Source organism: Algoriphagus jejuensis (assembly GCF_039523455.1).
GTDB classification, from domain to species: Bacteria; Bacteroidota; Bacteroidia; order Cytophagales; family Cyclobacteriaceae; genus Algoriphagus; species Algoriphagus jejuensis.
Genome location: NZ_BAAAFI010000048.1, coordinates 221,334 through 242,990 on the forward strand (window position 1 = coordinate 221,334; position 21,657 = coordinate 242,990).

Annotated in this window: 16 protein-coding genes; 9 read left to right on the forward strand and 7 right to left on the reverse strand. The window is 45.6% G+C overall.

The features are described 5' to 3' along the window. The first annotated feature begins 38 nt into the window (after positions 1-38). On the forward strand, positions 39-2,537 hold the full coding sequence (locus ABD031_RS21020) for a hybrid sensor histidine kinase/response regulator (RefSeq protein ID WP_343854857.1): 2,499 nt from the start codon (positions 39-41) through the stop codon (positions 2,535-2,537). Positions 2,538-2,539: 2 nt separating this feature from the next. On the opposite strand, the gene ABD031_RS21025 is transcribed toward ABD031_RS21020, so the two are convergent. Next, positions 2,540-3,961, reverse strand: coding sequence for a sigma-54-dependent transcriptional regulator (locus tag ABD031_RS21025; protein ID WP_343854858.1), 1,422 nt, complete (start codon positions 3,959-3,961; stop codon positions 2,540-2,542). An 85-nt stretch (positions 3,962-4,046) separates the two neighbouring features. Further along, a complete protein-coding gene (locus tag ABD031_RS21030) occupies positions 4,047-4,364 on the reverse strand; it encodes a hypothetical protein (protein WP_343854860.1) in 318 nt (105 codons plus the stop codon). A gap of 325 nt (positions 4,365-4,689) precedes the next feature. On the opposite strand from ABD031_RS21030, the gene ABD031_RS21035 reads away from it, so the two are divergent. The 5 genes from ABD031_RS21035 to ABD031_RS21055 all read left to right on the forward strand — a co-directional run bounded on the left by ABD031_RS21035 (position 4,690) and on the right by ABD031_RS21055 (position 10,560). Next, the gene (locus ABD031_RS21035) at positions 4,690-6,573 is read left to right on the forward strand and encodes an amidophosphoribosyltransferase (protein ID WP_343854862.1); all 1,884 of its coding nucleotides are present in this window, start codon (positions 4,690-4,692) and stop codon (positions 6,571-6,573) included. 124 nt (positions 6,574-6,697) lie between these two features. Further along, a complete protein-coding gene (locus tag ABD031_RS21040; RefSeq protein WP_343854863.1) occupies positions 6,698-7,750 on the forward strand; it encodes a M42 family metallopeptidase in 1,053 nt (350 codons plus the stop codon). A 63-nt stretch (positions 7,751-7,813) separates the two neighbouring features. Next, positions 7,814-8,791: a phosphatase domain-containing protein gene (locus ABD031_RS21045; RefSeq protein WP_343854865.1), complete on the forward strand. Its 978-nt coding sequence runs from the start codon at positions 7,814-7,816 to the stop codon at positions 8,789-8,791. After that, a complete protein-coding gene (locus ABD031_RS21050; protein WP_343854867.1) occupies positions 8,791-9,711 on the forward strand; it encodes a diacylglycerol/lipid kinase family protein in 921 nt (306 codons plus the stop codon). Before ABD031_RS21045 ends, ABD031_RS21050 begins: the two co-directional genes overlap by 1 nt. 108 nt (positions 9,712-9,819) lie before the next feature. After that, on the forward strand, positions 9,820-10,560 hold the full coding sequence (locus tag ABD031_RS21055; RefSeq protein WP_343854889.1) for a 3-keto-disaccharide hydrolase: 741 nt from the start codon (positions 9,820-9,822) through the stop codon (positions 10,558-10,560). A 109-nt stretch (positions 10,561-10,669) separates the two neighbouring features. On the opposite strand, the gene ABD031_RS21060 is transcribed toward ABD031_RS21055, so the two are convergent. The 3 genes from ABD031_RS21060 to ABD031_RS21070 form a co-directional block, all read right to left on the reverse strand. Next, positions 10,670-13,303, reverse strand: coding sequence for a valine--tRNA ligase (locus ABD031_RS21060; protein ID WP_343854869.1), 2,634 nt, complete (start codon positions 13,301-13,303; stop codon positions 10,670-10,672). Between the two features lie 179 nt (positions 13,304-13,482). Next, positions 13,483-14,400: an AEC family transporter gene (locus ABD031_RS21065; RefSeq protein ID WP_343854872.1), complete on the reverse strand. Its 918-nt coding sequence runs from the start codon at positions 14,398-14,400 to the stop codon at positions 13,483-13,485. Beyond that, complete coding sequence (locus ABD031_RS21070) at positions 14,384-15,907, reverse strand: FAD/NAD(P)-binding protein (protein ID WP_343854874.1); 1,524 nt, start codon at positions 15,905-15,907, stop codon at positions 14,384-14,386. The genes ABD031_RS21065 and ABD031_RS21070 overlap by 17 nt, the downstream gene beginning before the upstream one ends. A 301-nt stretch (positions 15,908-16,208) precedes the next feature. On the opposite strand from ABD031_RS21070, the gene ABD031_RS21075 reads away from it, so the two are divergent. Further along, positions 16,209-17,039, forward strand: a complete 831-nt coding sequence (locus ABD031_RS21075; RefSeq protein WP_343854877.1) for an alpha/beta fold hydrolase — start codon at positions 16,209-16,211, stop codon at positions 17,037-17,039. A gap of 82 nt (positions 17,040-17,121) precedes the next feature. On the opposite strand, the gene ABD031_RS21080 is transcribed toward ABD031_RS21075, so the two are convergent. After that, positions 17,122-18,267, reverse strand: coding sequence for an ATP-binding protein (locus tag ABD031_RS21080; protein WP_343854879.1), 1,146 nt, complete (start codon positions 18,265-18,267; stop codon positions 17,122-17,124). A 134-nt stretch (positions 18,268-18,401) separates the two neighbouring features. Beyond that, positions 18,402-19,637, reverse strand: a complete 1,236-nt coding sequence (locus ABD031_RS21085; RefSeq protein WP_343854881.1) for a multidrug effflux MFS transporter — start codon at positions 19,635-19,637, stop codon at positions 18,402-18,404. Positions 19,638-19,985: 348 nt separating this feature from the next. Between ABD031_RS21085 and ABD031_RS21090 the strand changes: the two genes are divergently transcribed. Together ABD031_RS21090 and ABD031_RS21095 are read left to right on the forward strand one after the other, a co-directional pair. After that, complete coding sequence (locus tag ABD031_RS21090; RefSeq protein ID WP_343854883.1) at positions 19,986-20,564, forward strand: hypothetical protein; 579 nt, start codon at positions 19,986-19,988, stop codon at positions 20,562-20,564. Between the two features lie 376 nt (positions 20,565-20,940). Then, positions 20,941-21,486 carry a hypothetical protein gene (locus tag ABD031_RS21095; RefSeq protein ID WP_343854885.1) on the forward strand — a complete coding sequence of 182 codons (546 nt, stop codon included), beginning with the start codon at positions 20,941-20,943 and terminating at the stop codon, positions 21,484-21,486. The last annotated feature ends 171 nt before the right edge of the window (positions 21,487-21,657 follow it).

Below are 21,657 nucleotides of genomic sequence, written 5' to 3' on the forward strand. Positions count from 1 at the left end.
ATAGTTGTTGGGCTGAAAGAGGTCCATCGTAAAAAAGTATGAAGCCCTTTACCTCAATTACTAATACAGGTAGAAAAGTCGCTGCAGGTTTTTTTGTGGCGACGTCGATCCTCGTCAGCGTTGCGGGACTTACTTACTATACACTCAACCAGTTGGAGGAATCGGTTCGTCATTTGGCTCAGCCCAATCAAAAACTGGATCTGCTCAACAATCTTCAAAGTGAAATTTTTCGAATTACACGAATCAGTGGCGATAGCCTGAAGTCTGATGTAAGAGTCAACGACTCTACAATTTCACTTCTTGAAGGTAAGCTTGATCAGTTGAATATTCTCGCCGCAGATACGCTTGAACGTCGTAGTGTCCAAACTATTCGCGATAGTCTTGCGGTACTGATCAATGGCTATGTCGATTTGTATGAAGTCAAAAGAAACCTCGCTTCTCGCAATTTTTCGCAGGAAGCGCTGACTAGGGTGGAGCTTGGAATTCGGCGCAGGTCCGAAAGTCTGGAGTTCAGACCGCTCCAGGATCTGAATCCTAAAAATTACATTTACAACGAGCTCCAACAGCAGACCGCCAGTAGACAAGATCTCCGGACAGGAATGATCACCAGGGATGAGGATCGTCTGGTCACCTATTTGAGAAAACTACAGGAGCAGAACTCCCCGCTTAGTTCTGCGACCAAAGGGCCAGACCCCGATAGTGTCTTGTATTCGTTGAGAGGAGTGATCAGCAGAATCTACGAAGAGGAAAGCTCTCAGCGTGAAAAGTTGGCGGGCCTTGAAGTTTCGCTTTCGCAAAAGCAAAATAATATCGGGATCACAATCCAAAATCTCATCGGAGCGTTGCAGTCTCAAGCGATCCACGCATCGACTGCTCAAACCAATCAGGCTTCTGGGCTGGTGTTTGAGGTGACATTTTTCCTGATTATCGTGGTGATCATTGCTGTCCTGGGGACTTCGTTTTTAGTTTTTTCTGTACTCAAAGAAACCCGCCTCAATTGGTCGTACCAAGTAGACCTGGAGAAATCCCGAAAAAAATCGGATCAGCTCGCTCGGTCCAAGCAGGATTTTTTGGCCAATATGAGCCATGAAATCCGCAATCCACTTCACGTAATCCAGGGCTATAGAAAAATCTTGGAAAAATCAGAATTGGAATCAGATCAGCAATCTCAATTGAAGATGATCGGATTTGCTTCAGATACTTTGATGGAGATCGTGGATGATATTCTTGACTTTTCCAAGCTAGAGGCAGGAAAGCTTAAATTGGACAAGCATCCCTTTGATCCCATCATTTTATTTCAGGCGATTCAGAGCTTTTTCGAACTTACGGCTAAGGAAAAGAAGCTGGAGTTTAATTGGCAATTGGATTTGCCGGACGATAACTGGCTGGTAGGGGATGAGCTTCGGATCAAGCAGGTGATGAATAATCTCCTTAGCAATTCATTCAAATTCACGCAGGAAGGCGAAGTGAATGTGACGGTGGCATGGATCAACGGTAACCTTAAGATTGAGATCCAAGACACTGGAATTGGTATGAATCCCGAAGATCTGAAGAAAGTGTTTCAGGAGTTTGATCAAGCTGATACCTCGATCTCCAGAAAATTTGGAGGAACAGGGTTGGGCCTGTCTATTGTTCAGCGTTTGGTGACATTGATGCAGGGTGAGCTGCAGCCAGAGAGTAGTCCCGGGAAAGGTACCCGAATGCGTTTGAGTATTCCCATGGGACTGAGTCCAGCACTAGAGACTGTCAACGCGACTGAAGAAAATGAGTTTATCGATTTAAAAGGCTTGAACATCTTGGTCGTGGATGACGATGGGATTGGCTTACGTTACCTGGAGACAGTTTTACAGTACTTTGGTGCCAACGTGATTTCCTACCTTGGAGGCAGTGCATTTCGCGATGAATTTGAGCCGGTACCCTTGGATCTTGCGATGATCGATATTCAGATGCCAGAGTTTTCAGGATTTGATGTAGCCAATGCGATCAGGAATTTCAGAGAATATAGCAAGCTGCCATTGCTTGCGATGACGGCAAATGTTTTTGTGGAGGAAAAAGAACGGCTTTTCGCCGAGGGTTTTGACAACTTGATTCTGAAGCCTTTCCAAGAGGCGAAGCTGGTCTCTGTCCTGGGAAGTTTTTTCCCTTCCCGACTGGAGTTGCAATCCGATCGCCGAGTTGAAACAGTATTGGGTTCTGGCGAGTTGTTTAGTCTTTCGGATTTTGAGAAGTTTTGCATGGGCGATCAAGAGTTACTCACGGATATCGTACGTGATCTGATCCGCGAAACAGAGACAGATCTTCAGAAAATCACTCGGGCAAGGCTAAATAACCGATGGTCTGAAATTTTGGAAATCTGCCATCAGCTGGGAAGTAGGCTTGGACAGATCAAAAGCCTCGCAGGCCCGATAGCGAGAAAGATCGAGAATAGCCTAAAAATAGGAAATCATCACGGAATACAGGAATCGCTGATCCAGCTGGACAATGAGGCTAGAAAAATGCTGATTGCGTTAAAAGAGAAAGTCGCGGAGACAGTCTGAGTTTATTCAAGACCGTATTTTTCAAGTTTACTGTACAAAGTCTTCCGATCCATATTCAGAATCCGCGCAGTTTTGGATTTGTTGAATCTCGTATCTTGGAGGACTTTTTGGATAAGTTCCTTTTCTTGTTCTTTCCATTGCGTCTTGTAATCCTGGCCTGCGGCGGGATTTGCAAGGGCTGGACTGCTTGCGACAGGTTGAAAGGTTGGGTTGGCGGGCTGAGCAGGTCTTTCTGCAAGAAATGAGGAATCGTATAGCTCCAGTGGCAAAGCTTCTTTTTCGATTTTTTCTCCGGAGGAAAGCAATACCGCCCGTTTGATGATGTTTCTTAATTCGCGAAGGTTTCCTGGCCAGTCGTAGTTATAGAAAATGTCCCACACGTCGGGACTGAGTCCCCGGATAGATTTGTGAAGACGCTCGTTACTTTCTGTCAAGAAGCCATTGACAAAAAATTCGAGATCGGCTTTTCGCTGTCGTAGTGGGATGGCATAAAGCGTAAATTCGTTGAGGCGGTGGTACAGGTCCTCTCTGAAAACACCATCCCCCGACTGCGAAGTCAGGTTTTCGTTGGTCGCTGCGATGATGCGGACGTCAATTTCGATTTCTTTGTTTCCTCCGATTTTACGTATTCGTCGCTCCTGAATCGCCCGTAGCAATTGGATTTGGACTTCATAGCTAAGGTTGCCGATTTCGTCAAGGAAGATAGTTCCGCCGTTTGCGGATTCGAAGTGCCCGGTTTTGTTGTCGAGGGCTCCGGTGAATGCACCTTTTACGTGTCCAAAAAGCTCGCTTCCCGCCAGTTCTTTGGGCAAAGCCCCACAGTCAATGGCCACAAATGGGCCATTTTTTCTTTGAGAAAATTCATGGATTCGCTTTGAGATAAGCTCTTTTCCGGTTCCGGTTTCGCCTAATACCAACACGCTCAGGTCAGTGGGCGCAACTAAGTGGATATGTTTTTCCAATTTTTCGGCTTCCTGCGATTCTCCGGTGACGTACGAGGAGGCAGCGACTGGCTTCTGGATCTTGGCAGCTTCTTTGGGGGTGTCGATCTTTCTTTCTTCAATTTTTTGTGAAAGCGACTCTCTGACTGTAGCCAACAACTCGTCAGGATTGATCGGCTTGGTGATGTATTCAAACGCGCCGAGTTTCATCGCCTTGATTGCGATTCGGATATCTGAATAATGGGTGATCAAAATCACCTGTAGTTTTGGAAAATGAGCCTTTGCCCACTGCAGGAGCTCCATCCCAGTGCCGTCGGGAAGCCGAAAATCCGCAATAATCAGATCAAACTTGCGGCTGTTCAGGATGTTTTGGGCTTCGCGGACTTTAGTGGTCGATACCACCTCAAATGCGTTTTTTTCGAGGAAAGTCTTTACGATCCTAGAATACGTCAAATCGTCTTCAACCAATAATATGTGAGCCATCCTTTTTTTCGTTCAATATACAAAAGGAACAAAAAAAGCACCAGACTAGTGTCTGATGCTTTAAAAATAAAGGGGATCTAGCAACTTACTCCTTTATTTCATTTCCTTCTGGATCATAAGTTTTCCACAATTTGTCGGCAGAGCCGTTGTCAAAAGCCACTTTGAAAGTGGTCAAACCTACTGCAGTTTTGAATTGCCAAGCCTCGGCAATAGGGAATTCTTTTAAGGTTTCATCTCCTGAAATTGTCTGCTTAACCGGATCAGGCAACTCTTCAGGTTTTATCTGAATTCTCTCTTCTTGAAGTGTAAGGTCAGCAAATGTCGACACGACACTCGCTGTGGTTGGCGTAGCCGATACCGCTACGGTCATAATCATGGCAAATATTACGGTGATCTTTTTCATACCAATTATGAATTTTTGGTTTAGTTAATTGCCAGAATATCTCTTCTCACCTGGAATATTATTTCTCAGGCGTCCTACACGATAGGCTAAGGGCGTGCCAACATGGATTTTGAGCTTTTTTGAGCATTTTTTTAAAAATGAGGTTTTAATTTTGTGTACTCTTTCCCCAACTAGGGGTCGGTAATCCATTGAACTAGCGATTGAAAGCGGGGATAGGGTATTGAGACTCACGCCATATAAAATTCTTTAAAACCGAACTTTTTATGAGGAAATTATCTTTTGAATTCTCTTACCTTTGACCTCTCAATAGAACATTCGCCCCTCCATGAGTGATGCTATAAAACACGAGTGCGGAATAGCCATGATCCGGCTTAGAAAATCCCCTCAGTATTACATAGACAAGTACGGAACAGCCTCATTTGCCGCTAATCGGCTTTATGTGCTGATGCAGAAGCAACTCAACAGGGGCCAGGATGGCGCCGGAGTAGCAAATATCAAGATCAATACCGAACCGGGAACCCGCTATATCAGCAGGTATCGTTCGATAGAACCCTCTGCGGTTAATGATATCTTCGATAAAATCACCAAGAAGTACAAGAAAGCAAAGAAACTCGGAGGGCATGATGCGCTCACCGATGGGGATTGGCTCAAAAAGAATATTGCCTTTACCGGGGAAGTATGGTTGGGTCACCTGCGGTACGGCACCCACGGCGAAAATAGCATCGAAACCTGCCACCCGTTCCTTAAGCAGAACAACTGGAGAAGTCGTAACCTGGTTATGGCTGGTAACTTCAACATGACTAACAACGAGGAGCTTTTCAGTAAACTCGTACAATTGGGGCAGCACCCGAAGGAAAAAACCGATACCGTCACGGTGATGGAGAAAATCGGTCACTTTTTAGATGAAGAGAATCAGCGGATTTTCGACAAATACAAACATCAATTCTCTAACGAACAGATTACCCACGTAATCGAAAACGAGCTGGACGTTACCAGAATCCTACGTAGATCCTGCCGAGACTTTGATGGTGGGTACGCAATGGCAGGTATGATCGGCAACGGGTCCTCCTTCGTCGTCAGAGATCCGTCGGGGATTCGCCCCGCGTATTATTATGCGGATGATGAAGTGGTGGTCGTCGCGTCAGAGAAGCCCGCTATCAAATCCGCGTTCAATATCGATTTCAATTCGATCAAAGAGATAAAGCCAGGCCACGCGCTGGTGGTCAATAAGGATGGTAGCTACGAGGAATCGGAGATTTTGTCGGCAAGACAGAAGAAGTCATGTTCCTTTGAGCGAATCTATTTCTCCCGGGGAACTGATCCTGCGATCTATCAGGAGCGAAAAAACCTGGGCAAGGCTCTGATCCCTCAGATATTGAAGGCGATTGATTTTGATCTTAAAAACACCGTATTTTCTTACATTCCCAATACCGCAGAGACCGCCTTCCTTGGTATGATAGAAGGCTTGGAGGACTACCTGGTTGCTAAGCGGAAGGAAATCTTCCTCGACGGGAAACCCCACATGGGAGATTTGGAAGATTTGCTGAGTTTCCGGCCTAGAGTTGAGAAACTCGTGAGCAAGGACGTTAAGTTGAGGACTTTCATTACCAGTGATGGTGAGCGTGACTCGATGGTCGCCAATGTTTATGACACTACCTATGAGGTGATCAAACCGGGAGTCGATACTCTGGTAGTGATTGACGACAGCATTGTGCGAGGCACCACGTTGGAGAAAAGCATCCTGACTACATTGGATCGCCTCAATCCCAAAAAGATCGTGATTGTCTCTTCTGCCCCACAGATTCGGTTCCCAGATTGCTACGGTATCGATATGTCAAGAGTGAAAGAGTTTATCGCCTTCCGTGCCGCCATTGCCTTGCTTCAGGAGCGGAAAATGGAAAACGTTCTGGATAAGATTTACGACCAATGCGTTGCGCATCCGTACGATTTTGAAAATTTTGTAAAGGGAGTGTACGGGAGCTTTACCGACGATGAGATCTCTGCCAAAGTTGCCGAAATTGTCACCTCGCCGGAGATCCGAGCTGAAGTACAAGTGATCTTTCAGACCGTAGATAACCTGCACAAATGCATTCCGAACCATTCTGGAGATTGGTATTTTACAGGAAACTATCCAACTTCCGGCGGCACCCGAGTGGTCAACAAGGCCTTTGTTAACTACATAGAGGGCAAAACTGTAAGAGCCTATTGACGCTCAATTGAATAGAAGCTATCCAAGGTGCAGAGAGAAATCTTTGCACCTTTTTTTATGTTTTTGGAGGCTGGCATTGCGGTCAAAAGCTTTAATTTGAGCCAAAATAGAACTTTAAAAAACAATGGACATAAACGTAGCCCTGCTGAAACAAATATGTGAAATTGCCGGAGCACCTGGTTTTGAAAAAAGAGTGAGAGACCTTGTGGTGGAGCTGGTTACACCACTGGCTGATGAAGTGACCACAGACAACTTGGGCAATGTCATCGCTGTCAAAAAGGGGAAAAGGAATCCGGACGGAAAGCGGGTGATGGTCGCTGCCCACATGGACGAGATTGGCTTTATCGTCACGCATATCGATGAGCAGGGATTCTTGCGGTTTCATACTCTTGGAGGATTTGATCCCAAAACCTTGACTGCGCAACGGGTAATTGTCCATGGCAAAAAAGATCTCATTGGCGTGATGGGCAGTAAACCGATTCATGTGATGTCGCCTGAGGAACGAACGAAACTTCCGAAGACAACCGACTTTTTTATCGACCTGGGCATGTCCAAGGAAGAGGTTGAAAAGTTAATCTCAATCGGGGATCCCGTCACCCGCGACCGAGCGCTGATCGAGATGGGCGACTGTGTTAATTGTAAGTCGATTGACAATCGTGTGGCGGTATTTATCTTGATTGAGACTTTGAAACAATTGGAAAATCCAGCGTACGATGTCTACGCGACCTTTACAGTGCAGGAAGAAGTGGGCCTTCGTGGTGCCAACGTCGCTGCGCACTCGATCAATCCTGACTTTGGGATTGCGCTCGATACCACGATTGCATTCGATGTCCCAGGCGCGGCTGCCCATGAAAAAGTAACAGAGCTTGGTAAAGGCACCGCTATCAAGATCATGGATGCAATGACGATCTGTGACTATCGGATGGTGGATTTTATGAAAAAGACAGCAGAATCCTCAGGGATCTCCTGGCAGCCGGAGATCCTCACTGCCGGCGGTACAGATACTGCAGGAGTTCAGCGAATGGGAAAACAGGGCGCTATCGCCGGGGCGATTTCCATCCCGACCCGCCACCTGCACCAAGTGATTGAGATGGCGCACAAGGAAGATATTGCCGACTCCATCGCTTTGCTCAAGGTATGTTTGGAACAGATTGATGGATACAATTGGAGTCATTGAAAGTGCAGAAGGCGGGAAGCTCAGTCGATTTCCGCCGACGTAGCCTCAATAGTTTGAATTCAGATGTCGATTAAGAAAAATATTTCTCGGTGGGTGGGCAAGTTGGATGAGGTTCATGTTGAGCCCTTCTTGGCTTTTGGAAACGGGAAAGATCTACTCCTAAAAGGCAGGGTAATTTCCGCATACAAGCAGAGTAGACCCAGGGCTAAAAACAATTGGCTAAAAAACCTGTTCGCCGCTGTGCGTAGGTATTCTGTGACAACACTGCCAAATGTGCAGGTAAATATTGGTCTAGGTGAAAATCAATTAGTTGTGGAAACGGATCAGGACGGTATTTTTGAGGCGATGATGCCAGATCCTGGAGAGCTGGTTAGCCAGGCAAGTTTTGAGCTAGATCGCATTCCGGGGATCAAAGTTAAAGATGCGGTTTTGGATATTCAGCGGTTTTATTCTGAGAGAGCGGTGATCTCAGATATCGACGACACGATCCTGATTTCCCACTCGACAGTAATCGGGAAGAAATTTTGGCTTTCCGTCTCCAAAAATGCCTACACTCGCAGGCCTTTTCCCGGCGTATCTGACTTTTACCAGAAACTCACACATCAAGGCAAGCATCCTCTATTTTATGTTTCGAGTAGTGATTGGTCACTTTTTGACCTGATTAAAGATTTTCTCCGATTTAGAGAAATACCTTTAGGTCCGCTGCTTCTAAAAGATCAACACGTTAACCTTAAAAATATCTGGAAATCGGGAGGTGAAAGCCATCTTCACAAACTGGAAAAAATCCGGATGCTCTTTTCGATGTTTCCCCATACAAACTGGGTGCTTATCGGAGACAGCGGTCAACATGATCCGGAGATTTATCAAGAGGTATGGATGGAGTATCCGGGCAGAATACTGGCAGTGGTAATTCGGGTGGTAAATCCCAGCAAACAAGAAGATGAAGTGAAAAGAAGGCTTGAGAAGTTTCCCCAATTCTTCTTCGTTAAAACTACAGAGGAAGCGATAAAAGTGGCTGAGAAAGAAAAACTTTTCTATTAATGGAAGCAAAAGCTTTATTGATTTTTAACCCAAATGCTGGATCGGAAGAGATTAACGCGTTGGATTTGTTAAGCAAAATTACTGTCCTAATTTCGGGAACGATCGTAGATATTTACGAAACTACGGGCGACGGTGATCAAGAAGCGATAAAGGAAAAATTGGCCAATACGAAATACGCATTAGTCGTGATTGCCGGGGGTGATGGAACGATCAAACTCGGCGCTGCATGCGTTGAGGATCAGTGCCCGATGGCAATTTTGCCCCTGGGATCTGCTAACGGTCTGGCGAATTGCTTAGGGATAAAGTCCCTGGACGACGCATGGGATGCTCTGAAGCAGATGGATACTCTGAATATGGATGGTGTTATGGTGGACGATCATCTGTGTCTGCACTTGGCTGATTTTGGATTTAATGCCAACCTTATCCACCGATTTGAAGAAGGCGACTCAAGAGGGATGATAGGGTATGTCAAAAGTTCACTCGGTGAGATATTTTCTACAAATATTTCTCAGTTTGTCTTGGAGACTGATGGTGAAAAGATCGAGTTTGAAGCCCACATGCTGGTCATCGCCAATGGAGACAGATACGGAACAGGAGCTGTGATAAATCCAGATGGAGACCTTTCTGACGGACGGTTTGAGGTGATAGCGGTGTTGGTTGAAGGCGTCGAAGACCTCATTCAGCTTTCGATAGGATTAATATCAGGCGAAAGAAAAGAGAGGAATTCGATTCGCAGCTGGACACTTAAGAACTGCAAAATACAGAATCATTCCGGTGCCAAATTTCAGATTGACGGGGAGCTCATGGGTACACCCTCGGAAATCACCGTGGGGATTCGCCCAGGAATATTTCGCTTCGTCCATAAAACACCTGATGTCGTCGAGAAAGATGATGTTTCTATAGAAAATTCAACTAGCTGACTGGATTTTTTAGCTTACCATTGTATTCAATAACCTGAAATACCTATGAAAAAACCACTCCTATTTTCGGCGCTTTTACTTTCAGTACTGTGTTTTACTTTTCTGAAAATGAAAGAAAATTCCAACGAAATAGATGCGTCCAAAGCTGAATGGAAAGTCCTTTTCAACGGAAAAAATCTGAAAGGATGGGTTCCGAAAATTTACCATCATGAAGTAGGAGACAATTACAAAAATACTTTTCGTGTCAAGGATGGCGCTATCGAAGTAAACTACGATGACTACGAAGGTTTTGGAGATCGGTATGGACACCTTTTCTACGAGAAACCATTTTCGTCTTTTCACCTCAAATGGGAATACCGATTTACCGACCAGTGGCTGAAAGATGCGGCGAGCTACACCTATCGTAACTCTGGAGTGATGTATCATTCTCAGGCGCCTGAGTCAATTTTGAAGGAGCAGGATTGGCCGATCTCTGTCGAATATCAGATGCTTGCGGAGGAAAAAGAAGGAGTGAAGAGACCGACGGGAAATATGTGTTCGCCGGGAACGGACGTTGTTTTTGAGGGAAAGATCGATCCGCGCCACTGCATCAATTCCACTTCGCCAACTTTCAAGTGGGACGAATGGGTAAAGGCCGATCTGATTGTCTACGGAGATTCTTTGGTGATCCACCTAGTCAATGGTGACACGGTCTTGAAGTATAGTAATCCTCAAATCGGTGGTGGTGTCGCCAATAATTTTGATCCGGCCATCAAGGTAGACGGTACCCCGCTGAAGTCAGGGTACATCGGCCTGCAAAGCGAGGGGCAGGGAGTTGTTTTCAAAGAAATCAAGATCAGGGAGTTATAGTCGGTAGGTCAGGAAAAACCCTCCAAGGGTTTTGAACCCTTGGAGGGTTTTAGCACAAAAAAATCCGAAACGGCAAAGCTTCGGATTTTTACAGATAACTCAATAACTCTTACCCGATTTTCGCCAGACTCTCCTCCAAAGCCTTGATCTTAGCCTCTGCGTCGGCTTGCTTCTTTCGCTCCATTTCCAAGACCTGAACAGGGGCTCCGGCGACAAAACGCTCGTTGCCGAGCTTTTTCATCACTGAATTTAGGAAGCCTTTGTTGTATTCGATTTCCTTCTGGATGTTTGCTTTTTCTTCTTCGATATTGATCGAGTCGCTCATTGGGATGAAGCATTCGTCGGCTTTCACGACGAAGCTCATGGCGTTTTCTACTTTTTCCGCAAAAGCCAAAGAAGAGAGATTTGCCAACTTAGTCAACACGGACTCGAAGCGGCTGTACAATTCCGGATTCTTGGCGTTGATGCTCAAGTCGAGCGCTTCTTTGGGCGACATGCCCTTGGATGCGCGGAGATTTCTGACCTGAGAAACCACTTCAAAAACCTGATTGGCTTCCTCGATGATCTTTGTGTCAAAAGGCTTTGATTCAGGCCATGAAGCCAAGATCAAGGATTCGGCAACTGTTCTTTCTTTGATTTGGTGCCAAAGCTCTTCAGAAATGAAGGGCATGAACGGATGCAAAATCTTTAGGATGGTCTCGAAAAGCGTAATCGTCCGATCGTAAGTTTCTTGATCAATCGGATGCTGGTATTCTGGCTTGATCATCTCCAAATACCAAGAGCAGAAGTCGCCCCACACCAACTTGTACGTGGTCATCAAGGCATCGGAAATGCGGAATTTGTCAAAGTGTTCGTTGATTTCGATCAGGGCTTGGTTGAATCTGTTTTCAAACCATTCGATGCTTGCTGCATTGGCGGAACCATCGAGTGATGAGTCGATTTCCCAGCCATTGACCAGGCGGAAAGCATTCCAGATCTTGTTGGCGAAGTTTCTGCCTTGCTCCACGAGTTTGTCGTCATACGGCAAATCATTTCCCGCAGGGGATGAGAAAAGCATCCCTGTCCGTACGCCATCTGCGCCGTACTGTGCAATCAGGTCAAGCGGGTCTGGAGAATTCCCCAAAGACTTGGACATCTTCCGCCCCAGTTTGTCGCGGACGATTCCTGTTAAATAGACATTTTTGAAGGGTTTTTCGCCAGTGTATTCATAGCCCGCAATGATCATCCTGGCGACCCAGAAAAATAGAATCTCCGGAGCAGTCACCAAGTCGTTGGTCGGGTAGTAGTATTTCAGTTCTTCGTTAGGCTTGCCGGTAGTGAACACTTTAGTGTCGAAAACCGAGATCGGCCACAACCAAGCGCTAAACCATGTGTCCAAGACATCCTCGTCCTGCTTTAAGTCAGTGAGCGTATAGCTTGTGCCAAATTCGGTGTTGGCTTGAGCCAAAGCTTCTTCGGCAGATTTGGCTACCACATATTCTCCATTTGGAAGGTAGAAAGCAGGAATGCGATGCCCCCACCAAAGCTGACGGGACACGCACCAGTCGCGGACATTTTCCATCCAAGAGCGGTACATGTTCTTGAACTTGGGCGGATAAAGTTGGATGACATCATCCATCACCGAGCTCAAGGCTGGCTTGGTGATTTCGTCCATTTTCAAAAACCACTGCAGGGAAAGCTTCGGTTCGATGACCGCGTCGCTGCGTTCGGAGTGACCGACGTTAGACTTGTAATCTTCCACTTTCTCCAGTTGATCGGCTTCCTTCAGTCGCTTGGCGATCATCTTTCGCGCGACAAAGCGATCCTCACCAACCAGGATTTGCGCCTTTTCATTGAGGGTTCCGTTGTCGTTGAGAATGTCGATCACCTCAAGCTTATGCTTCAGCCCCAGCTCGTAGTCATTGATGTCGTGTGCGGGCGTTACTTTCAAGCAACCCGTACCAAAATCCATGTCCACATATTCATCTTCGATGATCGGGATGGCGCGATTGATCAACGGAATCAAGGCTTTTTTGCCCTTCAGATGAGAGAATCGAGAATCATTTGGATTGACGCAGATCGCCACGTCGGCCATGATCGTCTCAGGCCGGGTGGTTGCGATGGTCAGGAATTGATCTTCAGATCCTTCGATTTTGTAGTTGATGTAATAGAGCTTCGAGGCGATTTCTTTAGTGATTACCTCATCGTCCGAAAGGGCAGTCTGGCCTTTTGGATCCCAGTTGACCATGCGGATGCCACGGTAGATCTTTCCTTTTTTATGCAAATCAACAAAGACAGATATCACCGAATCGCTCAGTCCAGCATCCATGGTGAATGCCGTGCGATCCCAGTCGCAAGACGCACCGAGTTTCTTCAATTGCTCGAGGATGATTCCTCCGTATTTTTCTTTCCATTCCCAGGCATACTTTAGGAATTCCTCACGGGAGATAGACTTCTTGTCGATGCCCATGTCCTTGAGCATATTCACCACTTTGGTCTCCGTAGCAATGGAAGCATGATCAGTGCCGGGAACCCAGCAGGCATTTTTGCCTTGCATTCTAGCCCGTCGGATAAGAACATCCTGGATGGTGTTGTTCAGCATGTGACCCATGTGGAGGACGCCGGTGACGTTTGGAGGAGGAATGACTATCGTGTAGGGTTCCTTGCTGTGATCAACTTTGGAGGAGAAAAGTTTGTGCTCCATCCAATAGGCGTACCATTTTGCTTCGGTCGAAGCAGGCTCGTATTTGCTGGCAATAGACATACTCTGGGTTGGTTTTTCGAAGGGGCAAAAATAGCAGAAAAAGGCGACTTTGGGGCTTGTCTTTCTATTTCAGTACCATTGGGATTTGAATTGTTCTATTTCTCAGCTGAAACTTTCAGGGAAATAGTTAGACCTTGGAAGATGGTGGACTTTCCCGACAGGGGATAATTTTTGTGATTCTAAGAAGGGAAAAACTGGGCTACAACAGGAACCAGAAACAGTGAAAGCACAATAGAAAGGAATACAATTAAAGAAAAGCGTTCTTCCTCCGTTCCCAGATAGGAAGCGAATAGCGATATATTGGAAGCTACGGGCAGAAATGGCAACAAAATCAATATCAAATAATCTTCCGTTTCCAGACTTTCTGCAATCAGGTATTCGGCTCCGATAAACAGGCCTGTGATGACGATGGCTGCGACCGTTCTGAAGCCGAGGATTTTTCCCAAATAAGAAAGCTTGATCTTTTTGAAATCGACCTCAGTGAGATGGACTCCGACGATCATCATGCCCATAGATGAAACAATCCAGCCTAGAAACTCCATTGTTGGGGCAGCCTCCTCTGGAATTTGCACTCCCCAAACCTTAATCCCAAGTGCAACTATAAAAACATAGAGATACGGCACTTTTACAATTTCTTTCAATGCTTCTTTGGTGGATAGCTTTGTCTTTGCAACTTGGAAGTATCCAATGATGTCGCCATACAAAGCCGTACCCAAGTATACGCAGATCAGAACGCTGCTGGCTTCCTGCCCAAAGAGTGCTGAGACAACCGGTATGCCGAAGAATAGCACGTTGAAGAATGTAAACGAACTCTTCAACAGGTTGATGCTCTCTTGCTTTGCAATCGTGCGATGCACTAACAGCGCAGGGAGATTCATAGCCAGAGAAATCAGGAAGGAAAGGATCGGGATCACGACAATCTTAGAGGTGTCTGCCTCGGAAACATTGTAGATCACCAGCACCGGAAGTAGAAAAAAGACCAGCGGAGTGGTAATGAAATCGGGCCGGATGTTAATCCATTTTTTTAAAAAATACCCGATTGCAATAAAGGCTAATACCGGTAGGAGATTCTTATATAAGTCAAGAAATATCTCCATGCTTTAGTTTTTTAGTAATGTGCTTGCAAAGTGTCGCAATCGACTTTACATTAAACCAAACGGCATTCACATCCAACAACATTCCGTTGCAGATATGTCCTGCCGCGTATAGATTGGTATGGGGCGCCTTAGCGCTGATGACTTGCATCTGATCCGGATCCATCTTGATTCCTCCGACGGGGTAGGGCTCGATCACTCCGCTTTTCAACAGATTCTGAAGCAAGGGAGAGGTCATCTTTTCGATTTTTTTCGCCGGTCCAGTCGCGTTTATCAAATACTTTCCTTCGTGCTGCTTGCCGTCTCCGTAGTTAAGGATGAATTTTTTCCTATCCGCATCGTAGGTTACCTCATGCATGGGAGAGTTGACTTCCAATTTCCCGGATTTGAAAAGCTCAATCAATCGATAGGCATTGACGAGTGGCATCCCATACCTGGTGACCGACCAATAAGGTCCTAGCCATTGCTTAAACAGTTGCTTTTCGTGTACCGAAAGCCACTCCCAAATTTGCGAGGATTCGTAACGCAGCGCATATAGGATGTTGATAAATGCATCTCCATTTTCTTCAGCAATCCGAATATCTTCTTCGAGAAGCTGTTCCGCCGGGATTCCTTTCCGCACGGTCGCCTTCCAGTCAATAGGGTGACCGGTATAGTGCGTTACTTCCTGCTGAAACAGCCTGAACAATTCCTTGGTAGTGGGCTGCCGCCAAGCTGTCCTTCGAATCTGATGTATTTGAGAAAGGGTCAGAAACTTGCGTTCGTAAGAAGATTCTTTGTCAGGTTGAACTCGCGGCATCAGACCGTCGAGAGAGAAAAGCCGGATTTTGCCCTGGTGACCGCTGTCTATGAGGGTCATGATTGCATCGATTGCACTTAGGCTAGAGCCTAGGATGCAGACGTCTGAATCAGTAGGAATGCAGTTGATGATTGGCTCGCTTGGCCAGGGAAAACCAAAATAGCCATCCAATTCATCGAATTCGGGAAAGTTGTTTGGCTTAGGTGTGCCAGGAACCAAGATCACATGGTCGGCATTGGCACTGCCTCCTCCCGCTAATTTAATTTGCCACCGGCCCATGGTTTGGACGAGATCAATCGCTTCATCCTGGATGATTTCGACGCTCAAACCGATCTTTTGCGCTTCGCTCAAGTAATGATTAAACTGTTCTCGAATGTACTTGCCGTAAAGTCTGCGAGTGGTATGCGATTCAGGCAAAGGATTTTCGCCCTTTACTTCGTGCATTACGTGATCCCTGTTTTCCTTAAGCCAAGTGGCGAAGTGGTCTGGCTCAAAGGAATGGATCCCCATCAGATCTGCCTGGGTATTTAACAGGTGTCCCGGCTGATCGGTGCTGAAGGCCAGTCCCAAGCCAACCTTAGGCCTTTTTTCGATGATTAGAATTTTTGTGCTTTTATGTTTTTCGGCGATCTTCAGCTGAACCATCAGTTCTGCAAACGCTGCAACCCCACAAGCTCCGCCGCCGATTATGCCGATTGTAATTTCGTCCATGGTCAGATTTTGGCTCTAATAACCGATGATTCTAGGTTTAGGTTTTGGGGATTTGAATTGTTTTTGAGATTACGATGGACAAGAAATTAATTTTTCTAAAAAAAGTTATAAGGTATACTGACTTAAATTGCCTCAAACATGCTGTCATCGCGCTGGATTCAAACTATTTTTCAAATGTCTGCAAAGTGTTCGATAGCTTTTTGTCTTTGTTGAAAGCAAACCAAACTGTCTTTTTCCGTACAATACCTCAGCTACGGCGCCTAAATTTTAATCATTCTACCTTTAAATTAAATTTCTTGTTATGCCATTTTTAAAACACAAAGAAGGAAAGGAACCCGTACGGATATACTATCAGGACTACGGCAATGGTAAACCGGTCATCCTGATCCACGGTTGGCCACTGAGCCATCAGAGTTGGGAGGGGCAAATTAGGATACTTGTCGAGGAGGGTTATCGGGTAATCGCCTATGATCGCCGCGGTTTTGGTAGATCTTCCCAGCCTTGGGGCGACTACGACTACAGCGCGCTCACTCAGGATCTTCGCCAGTTGATTCTTCATCTTGATCTGAAAGACGTTGCGCTGGTCGGATTTAGCATGGGCGGGGGAGAGGTGGTCCGCTATTTTACCGACTATGGTGAAGAGAGGATCTCAAAGGCAGCCCTTATTGCATCTATTATTCCACTGGTCGCGCAGAAGGATGACAATCCCGACGGGGTGCCGCAGAAGACGTTGGATGAGATTTTAGGCGCATTGAAGTCTGATCGAATTGGGTTTCTGAAGGAGTTTCACAAGAATTTTTACAACTATAAGAAAGGAGCAGAAGGCGTGAGCGAAGCAAATTTAGACTTTGATTTTTCAGTGGCTTCACATGCATCTCCGATTGCCACGATCAAGGCTGCGGAGGCTTGGGCGAGTACTGATTTTAGAAAAGAACTCAAAAATGTTACTGTGCCCACGCTCATCGTTCACGGAGATGACGACAATATTGTGCCTTACAAAACCTCAGCCGAGCAAGCCGCAAAGGGAATTGCAGATAACACCTATCATCTGATCAAAGGTGCTCCACATGGGCTGAGCCTTACCCATCGGGAGAAGTTAAATGAGCTTTTGCTGGAGTTTTTGAAAAAGTAATTTCTCCTAGTAAAGTTGAAAAGCCGCGTTTCCAATTAGAAATCGCGGCTTTTATCTGAGGGGAATATCTGATGACAAGCGGTTAGATCTTCCAATAGTTACCGATCTGAATACCATCCCGCACCTGATCGAGACTGCCGGCGTAGATCAGTCGCGCTGCGCTTTCCGGAGCAAACTTCTGGAAATACTTCAGCCCTTTCAGGAAGTTTGCATGAAAAGTTTCAGAGGATTTGATCTCGATAGCGGTCAGCTTGCCATCCTTTTCCTGCAGGAGATCGACTTCGGTTTGGTTACTGTCCCGCCAATAATAGAGAGACGGCACATTTCCGCTATTCAATTCCTTTTTCATCAGTTCCAGGATGACCAGGTTTTCGAACAACGCTCCCCGGGCAAAGTGCACATTCAAATCATTTGCACTTTTAATTCCAAGTAAACTACATAGTATGCCCGTGTCGTAGAAATATACTTTGGGAGTCTTCAGGATTCGCTTGTTGAAGTTACGGTAATACGAAGGCAGTCTGAAGGCGACGAAGGAAGTTTCCAGCACCGTGAGCCAGGCATTGACGGTTTTCTGATCGATCCCCAGTTCATTGGAGAAGTTGCTTTGGTTGAAGACCTGACCAGTCCGACCCGCTAACAGTTGAAGAAATTTCTGGAAATTTCCCAGATCCATTACATTCAGGATCTGCCTTACATCCCGCTCGATATAGCTCTGGATGTAATTGGGATAGTAGTCACTCGGCGCGATGTCAAATTGGAACTTCCTGGGATAACCTCCATTCACCACCAAATTTTCCCACGATTGACCATGGATCTGATCGGCAAGTTCCTTCATAGAGAGGGGTAGGAGATTTAGCATGGCGACCCGACCAGCCAGGGATTGAGTGATTTGGTTGGAAAGCAGGAAGTTTTGCGATCCTGTCAGGATGTATTCTCCTGGAATATTCCTTTCGTCAGTCAGTACCTGGAGATAGGAAAATAGTTCAGGCACCCACTGAATCTCATCCAGGATTACGCCGTTTTGGTACCTTCTCAGAAAAGCCAAAGGATCTGATTTTGCAAATTCCCTGGATTCAGGCAATTCCAAGTTGACATAGGTATAGTCCGGCTTGAGGTGCCTGGCAAAGGTGGTTTTACCGGATTGCCTAGGGCCTGTAATTGCCAGTAAAGGGAATTTGCTCAATAGAGACAGCGCTTTGTCTTTGATATGTCTGTCAAAATAATCCATTTTATGTAATTTAGGAATACAATTCCTAAATTACATAAAATGGATTTTTCAGCAAAAAAATTCCCGTCACGATATTGAAAATAAAATTGTTGTGATTTGGAAGAGAAAAGGTCTGCCTTAGGGAAACCGCTTTTTTAGCTTCCCATCGCAGAGCCCTTCCAAACTCGGCTGATCGTGCCGGGAATTTGCCTGTCGGCTTTTAGGATGATAAATCCAGCCAAAGAACAAGCGGCCATACCAATGACCATCGGCATGGCTGTGCCGCTATGAAACATACTGACAATACCCGATACCATTCCCCCGATCGCCATTCTGGCGCTTCCCAAAAGGGCGGCAGCACTTCCCGCATTTCTTGCAAAAGGTGCCAAAGAAAGGGCGGCTGTATTCGGACTATTGAGCCCGTGCGCGGTCAAGAATAGAAACATCAGTCCAACCAAGGCATAGACATTCAATACTTGCGCGAAGATGCCAATGATCAACAGCAATCCGGTAAAAACCTGATAATGCATCGAAAAATTGATGATTTGTTGGCTCTTGTATTTATTCAAAAGGAGGTGGTTGAGCTGTGTCGAACCGATCATCGCAAACGCCAAGATGGCGAAGATCCAACCGTATGTTTGCTCACTTACCTGGTAGATGTTCATAAATACGTCAGCTGAGCTGACGATATAGACCAAAGGAGCTGCACCGGCTAAACCACCCACCAGCATGTAAACCAAAAACTGTCGGTTTTGAAGTACGATGCCATAGTTTTTCCAAACTTTGCTTGGCTTCAACGATACCTCAGGGTCAGGTTCGGCGCCGTTTGGCAGAATCGTCATCGCACCAAGCCAGATCAATAATGTCAAGCCCGCCAAGATGATAAAAACCCAGTGCCAGTTGTAAAATGTCGTGACAAATCCGCCAACAGTTGGAGCAATCATCGGTGAAACGGCAATCACCAAAGTCAAAAGTGAGAGTGCTTGAGCTGTTTTTTCCACCGGGAAAATATCCCTGACAATCGCCTGCGCGGAGACCATTCCGGCACAGCCGCCTATGGCCTGCAGGAATCTCATGACAATGAGGTTTTCGACAGACTGCGAAAGTGCGCAACCAACGGACGCTAGAACATAAATTCCAAGACCGATATAGAGCGGTTTTTTTCTACCGTATTTGTCCAAAAGTGGGCCGTAGAAAAGCTGCCCAATCGCGATTCCTACCAAATAGGCGGTAAGCGAAAGCTGGATATTTGAAATCGGCGTATCGAGGTCTCGGGCCATCTCAGGAAACCCCGGCAAGTACATGTCTATAGAAAAAGGGCTGATGGTACACAGCGCCCCCAATACCAGGACAATCTTAAAATACTCCCACTTGTTGTATTGACTTCCCAAAACGAAAAAAGGATTTGTAATAAATGATATGATGGGAGAACAGGGCTGATTGTTGTAAAGTTCGTAATTCTAACTCAATATCTTTGCCATATCTAAAATTGATGAATGACGAATTTGGTATTCCTAATAACCAGGGGATTCCCTGTTTTGAATCGGGGAAAGATATTCGTCAAATAATTGGTCTACTTGGGTTTAGGGGAAAGTAGATTTTGTTTCAAATTTTCGAATTCTCTCCTGATTTTGTCGTCTCTAGGTCAAGCGGTGGAATGGTCTATTTTCCAAATCGGTTTTGCCAATCCAGACACTTTACCTTTCTTTAAGGCAACCGCCAGACACCACCCCAATCCTATGAGTTCTATACTCGAAGAAGCGATGCGTCCGCATGCTTCGCCCTATTCCAAATTGAAGTGCATTTGCTACCAAGAATCCGACCCAAGCTATCACCAGCATTTCGAAAAATATCACTATGACCAGCCTTTAGATCAGATTTGGGAGGCCTACGTCAGTATTGATCCTGCCAAAGCTTGGGCGGGGACGATGATCCATTTTAATCAGCTGTATTCCAGAGCCTCGGGAGAGGAAGTGTTTCCTGGTCAGGAATATTTGGGCGGTATGGGTGTGGGTCAGGTAATAATCTTGGACCTGCATGTCTTCCGTGGCGCCATCAAACTGATCGTAGGTCATGAAGTAATGGAAGTGGACCGGTCAAAAAATCTGATTCGGATCTGCTACCTTGAAAACTCCAAATCTCAAGGCAGTCAGTTTATTCGGTTTAAGACCTTGGAAAATGGCAAAACCGAAGTGTCCCACGAAACATTTTATCGCAGTGGTTCCTGGTTTAGAGACCGATTCATCTATCCTTATTTCCACACCAAAGCCATCAATGAATTTCATGGAAATGTGAGACGGGCGATTTTGGGAGGCTGATTCCCGTCGACAATAGTTACTTTTTTCGGGCGTCAGGTACAGATGTCTGGATGCCTAAATTGCCGCTGTTGCTACCTGAATATGCTATTTTTGACGTGTTTGCCATCAAGGTAAATTTCATTATTGTCCACTTGTGTTTTTTTTCAGCCCAACATCTCCTTCGTAAAATAAGGTGTCCACATAGAATCGCCTGTTTCTAGAGCTCGATAAGACAATGGTTTCTAGATCATCGAATGCTGTGGAAATGCGATCAAAAAAGTAGGGGAGTTGTTGATGACTTTTTACTCCCTTTCCCGATGACCTATTAAATGCGGAAAAATATCGGAGACGCATTATTTCAGCAATTATTCACAATCAAACTTTAAATTTCATTGCTATGAAAAATCAATTTTTGATCAACAAATCAAGTTATATGATCATAGGTTTCATACTGCTTGCTTTATTATCCAGTTCTTGTACAAGTGAAGATGGGCAAGATGACCAGGATGATAGTGATGGCTACAAAATATCGCTTAAAGTTGATGGCGTTTTGTGGGAGTTTAAAAATCCAGACTTCCCCCCGTTCGGAAGTTTTGCCGATAATGGCGTACAATACAGCGGGTCATTCAGCGGTACGGGACAGGCAAGTTCGGTCGGTATCCAAGTTTATGACACTAAACCGATCGTAGTGAATGTGAATTATGACGGACTTGTTGTAACGGCGACGGCTGCGGGGAATACTCTTTTTGGATCTATCGTTTCCTTTGCCGATAGCCAAAAGAGTTATACCACGCAAAATGGTACAAATCAAACTGTCCATGTGAAATTTACTGAACTCACGGCAAATCATGCCAGGGGCGAATTTAGCGGAAAGCTAAAGTTGCAAGGTGGAACACAGGAGGTTACGGTAATCGAAGGTAAATTTTATGTAGAGGTGAGGTAGTTTTTATGAAGAAGACAAACTGCGCGGTGATGCTGTAAGAGAGTATGATTGTACAAATATTAGGTTTAGCCAGCAGGGGATTTGAAACCTAAAAAACATTCATGAATAGGGGAAATTCACCCGCAGCCATGAAAGTCGTAAAAGGAGTTACCACAACTTATTTACGACATG

Coding starts and splice junctions, on each gene's coding strand:
- ABD031_RS21060 (WP_343854869.1), bottom strand. CDS start 13,303: ATGTCTATTGCCAGCAAATACGAGCCTGCTTCGACCGAAGCAAAATGG.
- ABD031_RS21025 (WP_343854858.1), bottom strand. CDS start 3,961: ATGGCTCACATATTATTGGTTGAAGACGATTTGACGTATTCTAGGATC.
- ABD031_RS21080 (WP_343854879.1), bottom strand. CDS start 18,267: ATGGATTATTTTGACAGACATATCAAAGACAAAGCGCTGTCTCTATTG.
- ABD031_RS21095 (WP_343854885.1), top strand. CDS start 20,941: ATGAAAAATCAATTTTTGATCAACAAATCAAGTTATATGATCATAGGT.
- ABD031_RS21070 (WP_343854874.1), bottom strand. CDS start 15,907: ATGGACGAAATTACAATCGGCATAATCGGCGGCGGAGCTTGTGGGGTT.
- ABD031_RS21030 (WP_343854860.1), bottom strand. CDS start 4,364: ATGAAAAAGATCACCGTAATATTTGCCATGATTATGACCGTAGCGGTA.
- ABD031_RS21065 (WP_343854872.1), bottom strand. CDS start 14,400: ATGGAGATATTTCTTGACTTATATAAGAATCTCCTACCGGTATTAGCC.
- ABD031_RS21020 (WP_343854857.1), top strand. CDS start 39: ATGAAGCCCTTTACCTCAATTACTAATACAGGTAGAAAAGTCGCTGCA.
- ABD031_RS21045 (WP_343854865.1), top strand. CDS start 7,814: ATGTCGATTAAGAAAAATATTTCTCGGTGGGTGGGCAAGTTGGATGAG.
- ABD031_RS21075 (WP_343854877.1), top strand. CDS start 16,209: ATGCCATTTTTAAAACACAAAGAAGGAAAGGAACCCGTACGGATATAC.
- ABD031_RS21090 (WP_343854883.1), top strand. CDS start 19,986: ATGAGTTCTATACTCGAAGAAGCGATGCGTCCGCATGCTTCGCCCTAT.
- ABD031_RS21050 (WP_343854867.1), top strand. CDS start 8,791: ATGGAAGCAAAAGCTTTATTGATTTTTAACCCAAATGCTGGATCGGAA.
- ABD031_RS21040 (WP_343854863.1), top strand. CDS start 6,698: ATGGACATAAACGTAGCCCTGCTGAAACAAATATGTGAAATTGCCGGA.
- ABD031_RS21055 (WP_343854889.1), top strand. CDS start 9,820: ATGAAAGAAAATTCCAACGAAATAGATGCGTCCAAAGCTGAATGGAAA.
- ABD031_RS21035 (WP_343854862.1), top strand. CDS start 4,690: ATGAGTGATGCTATAAAACACGAGTGCGGAATAGCCATGATCCGGCTT.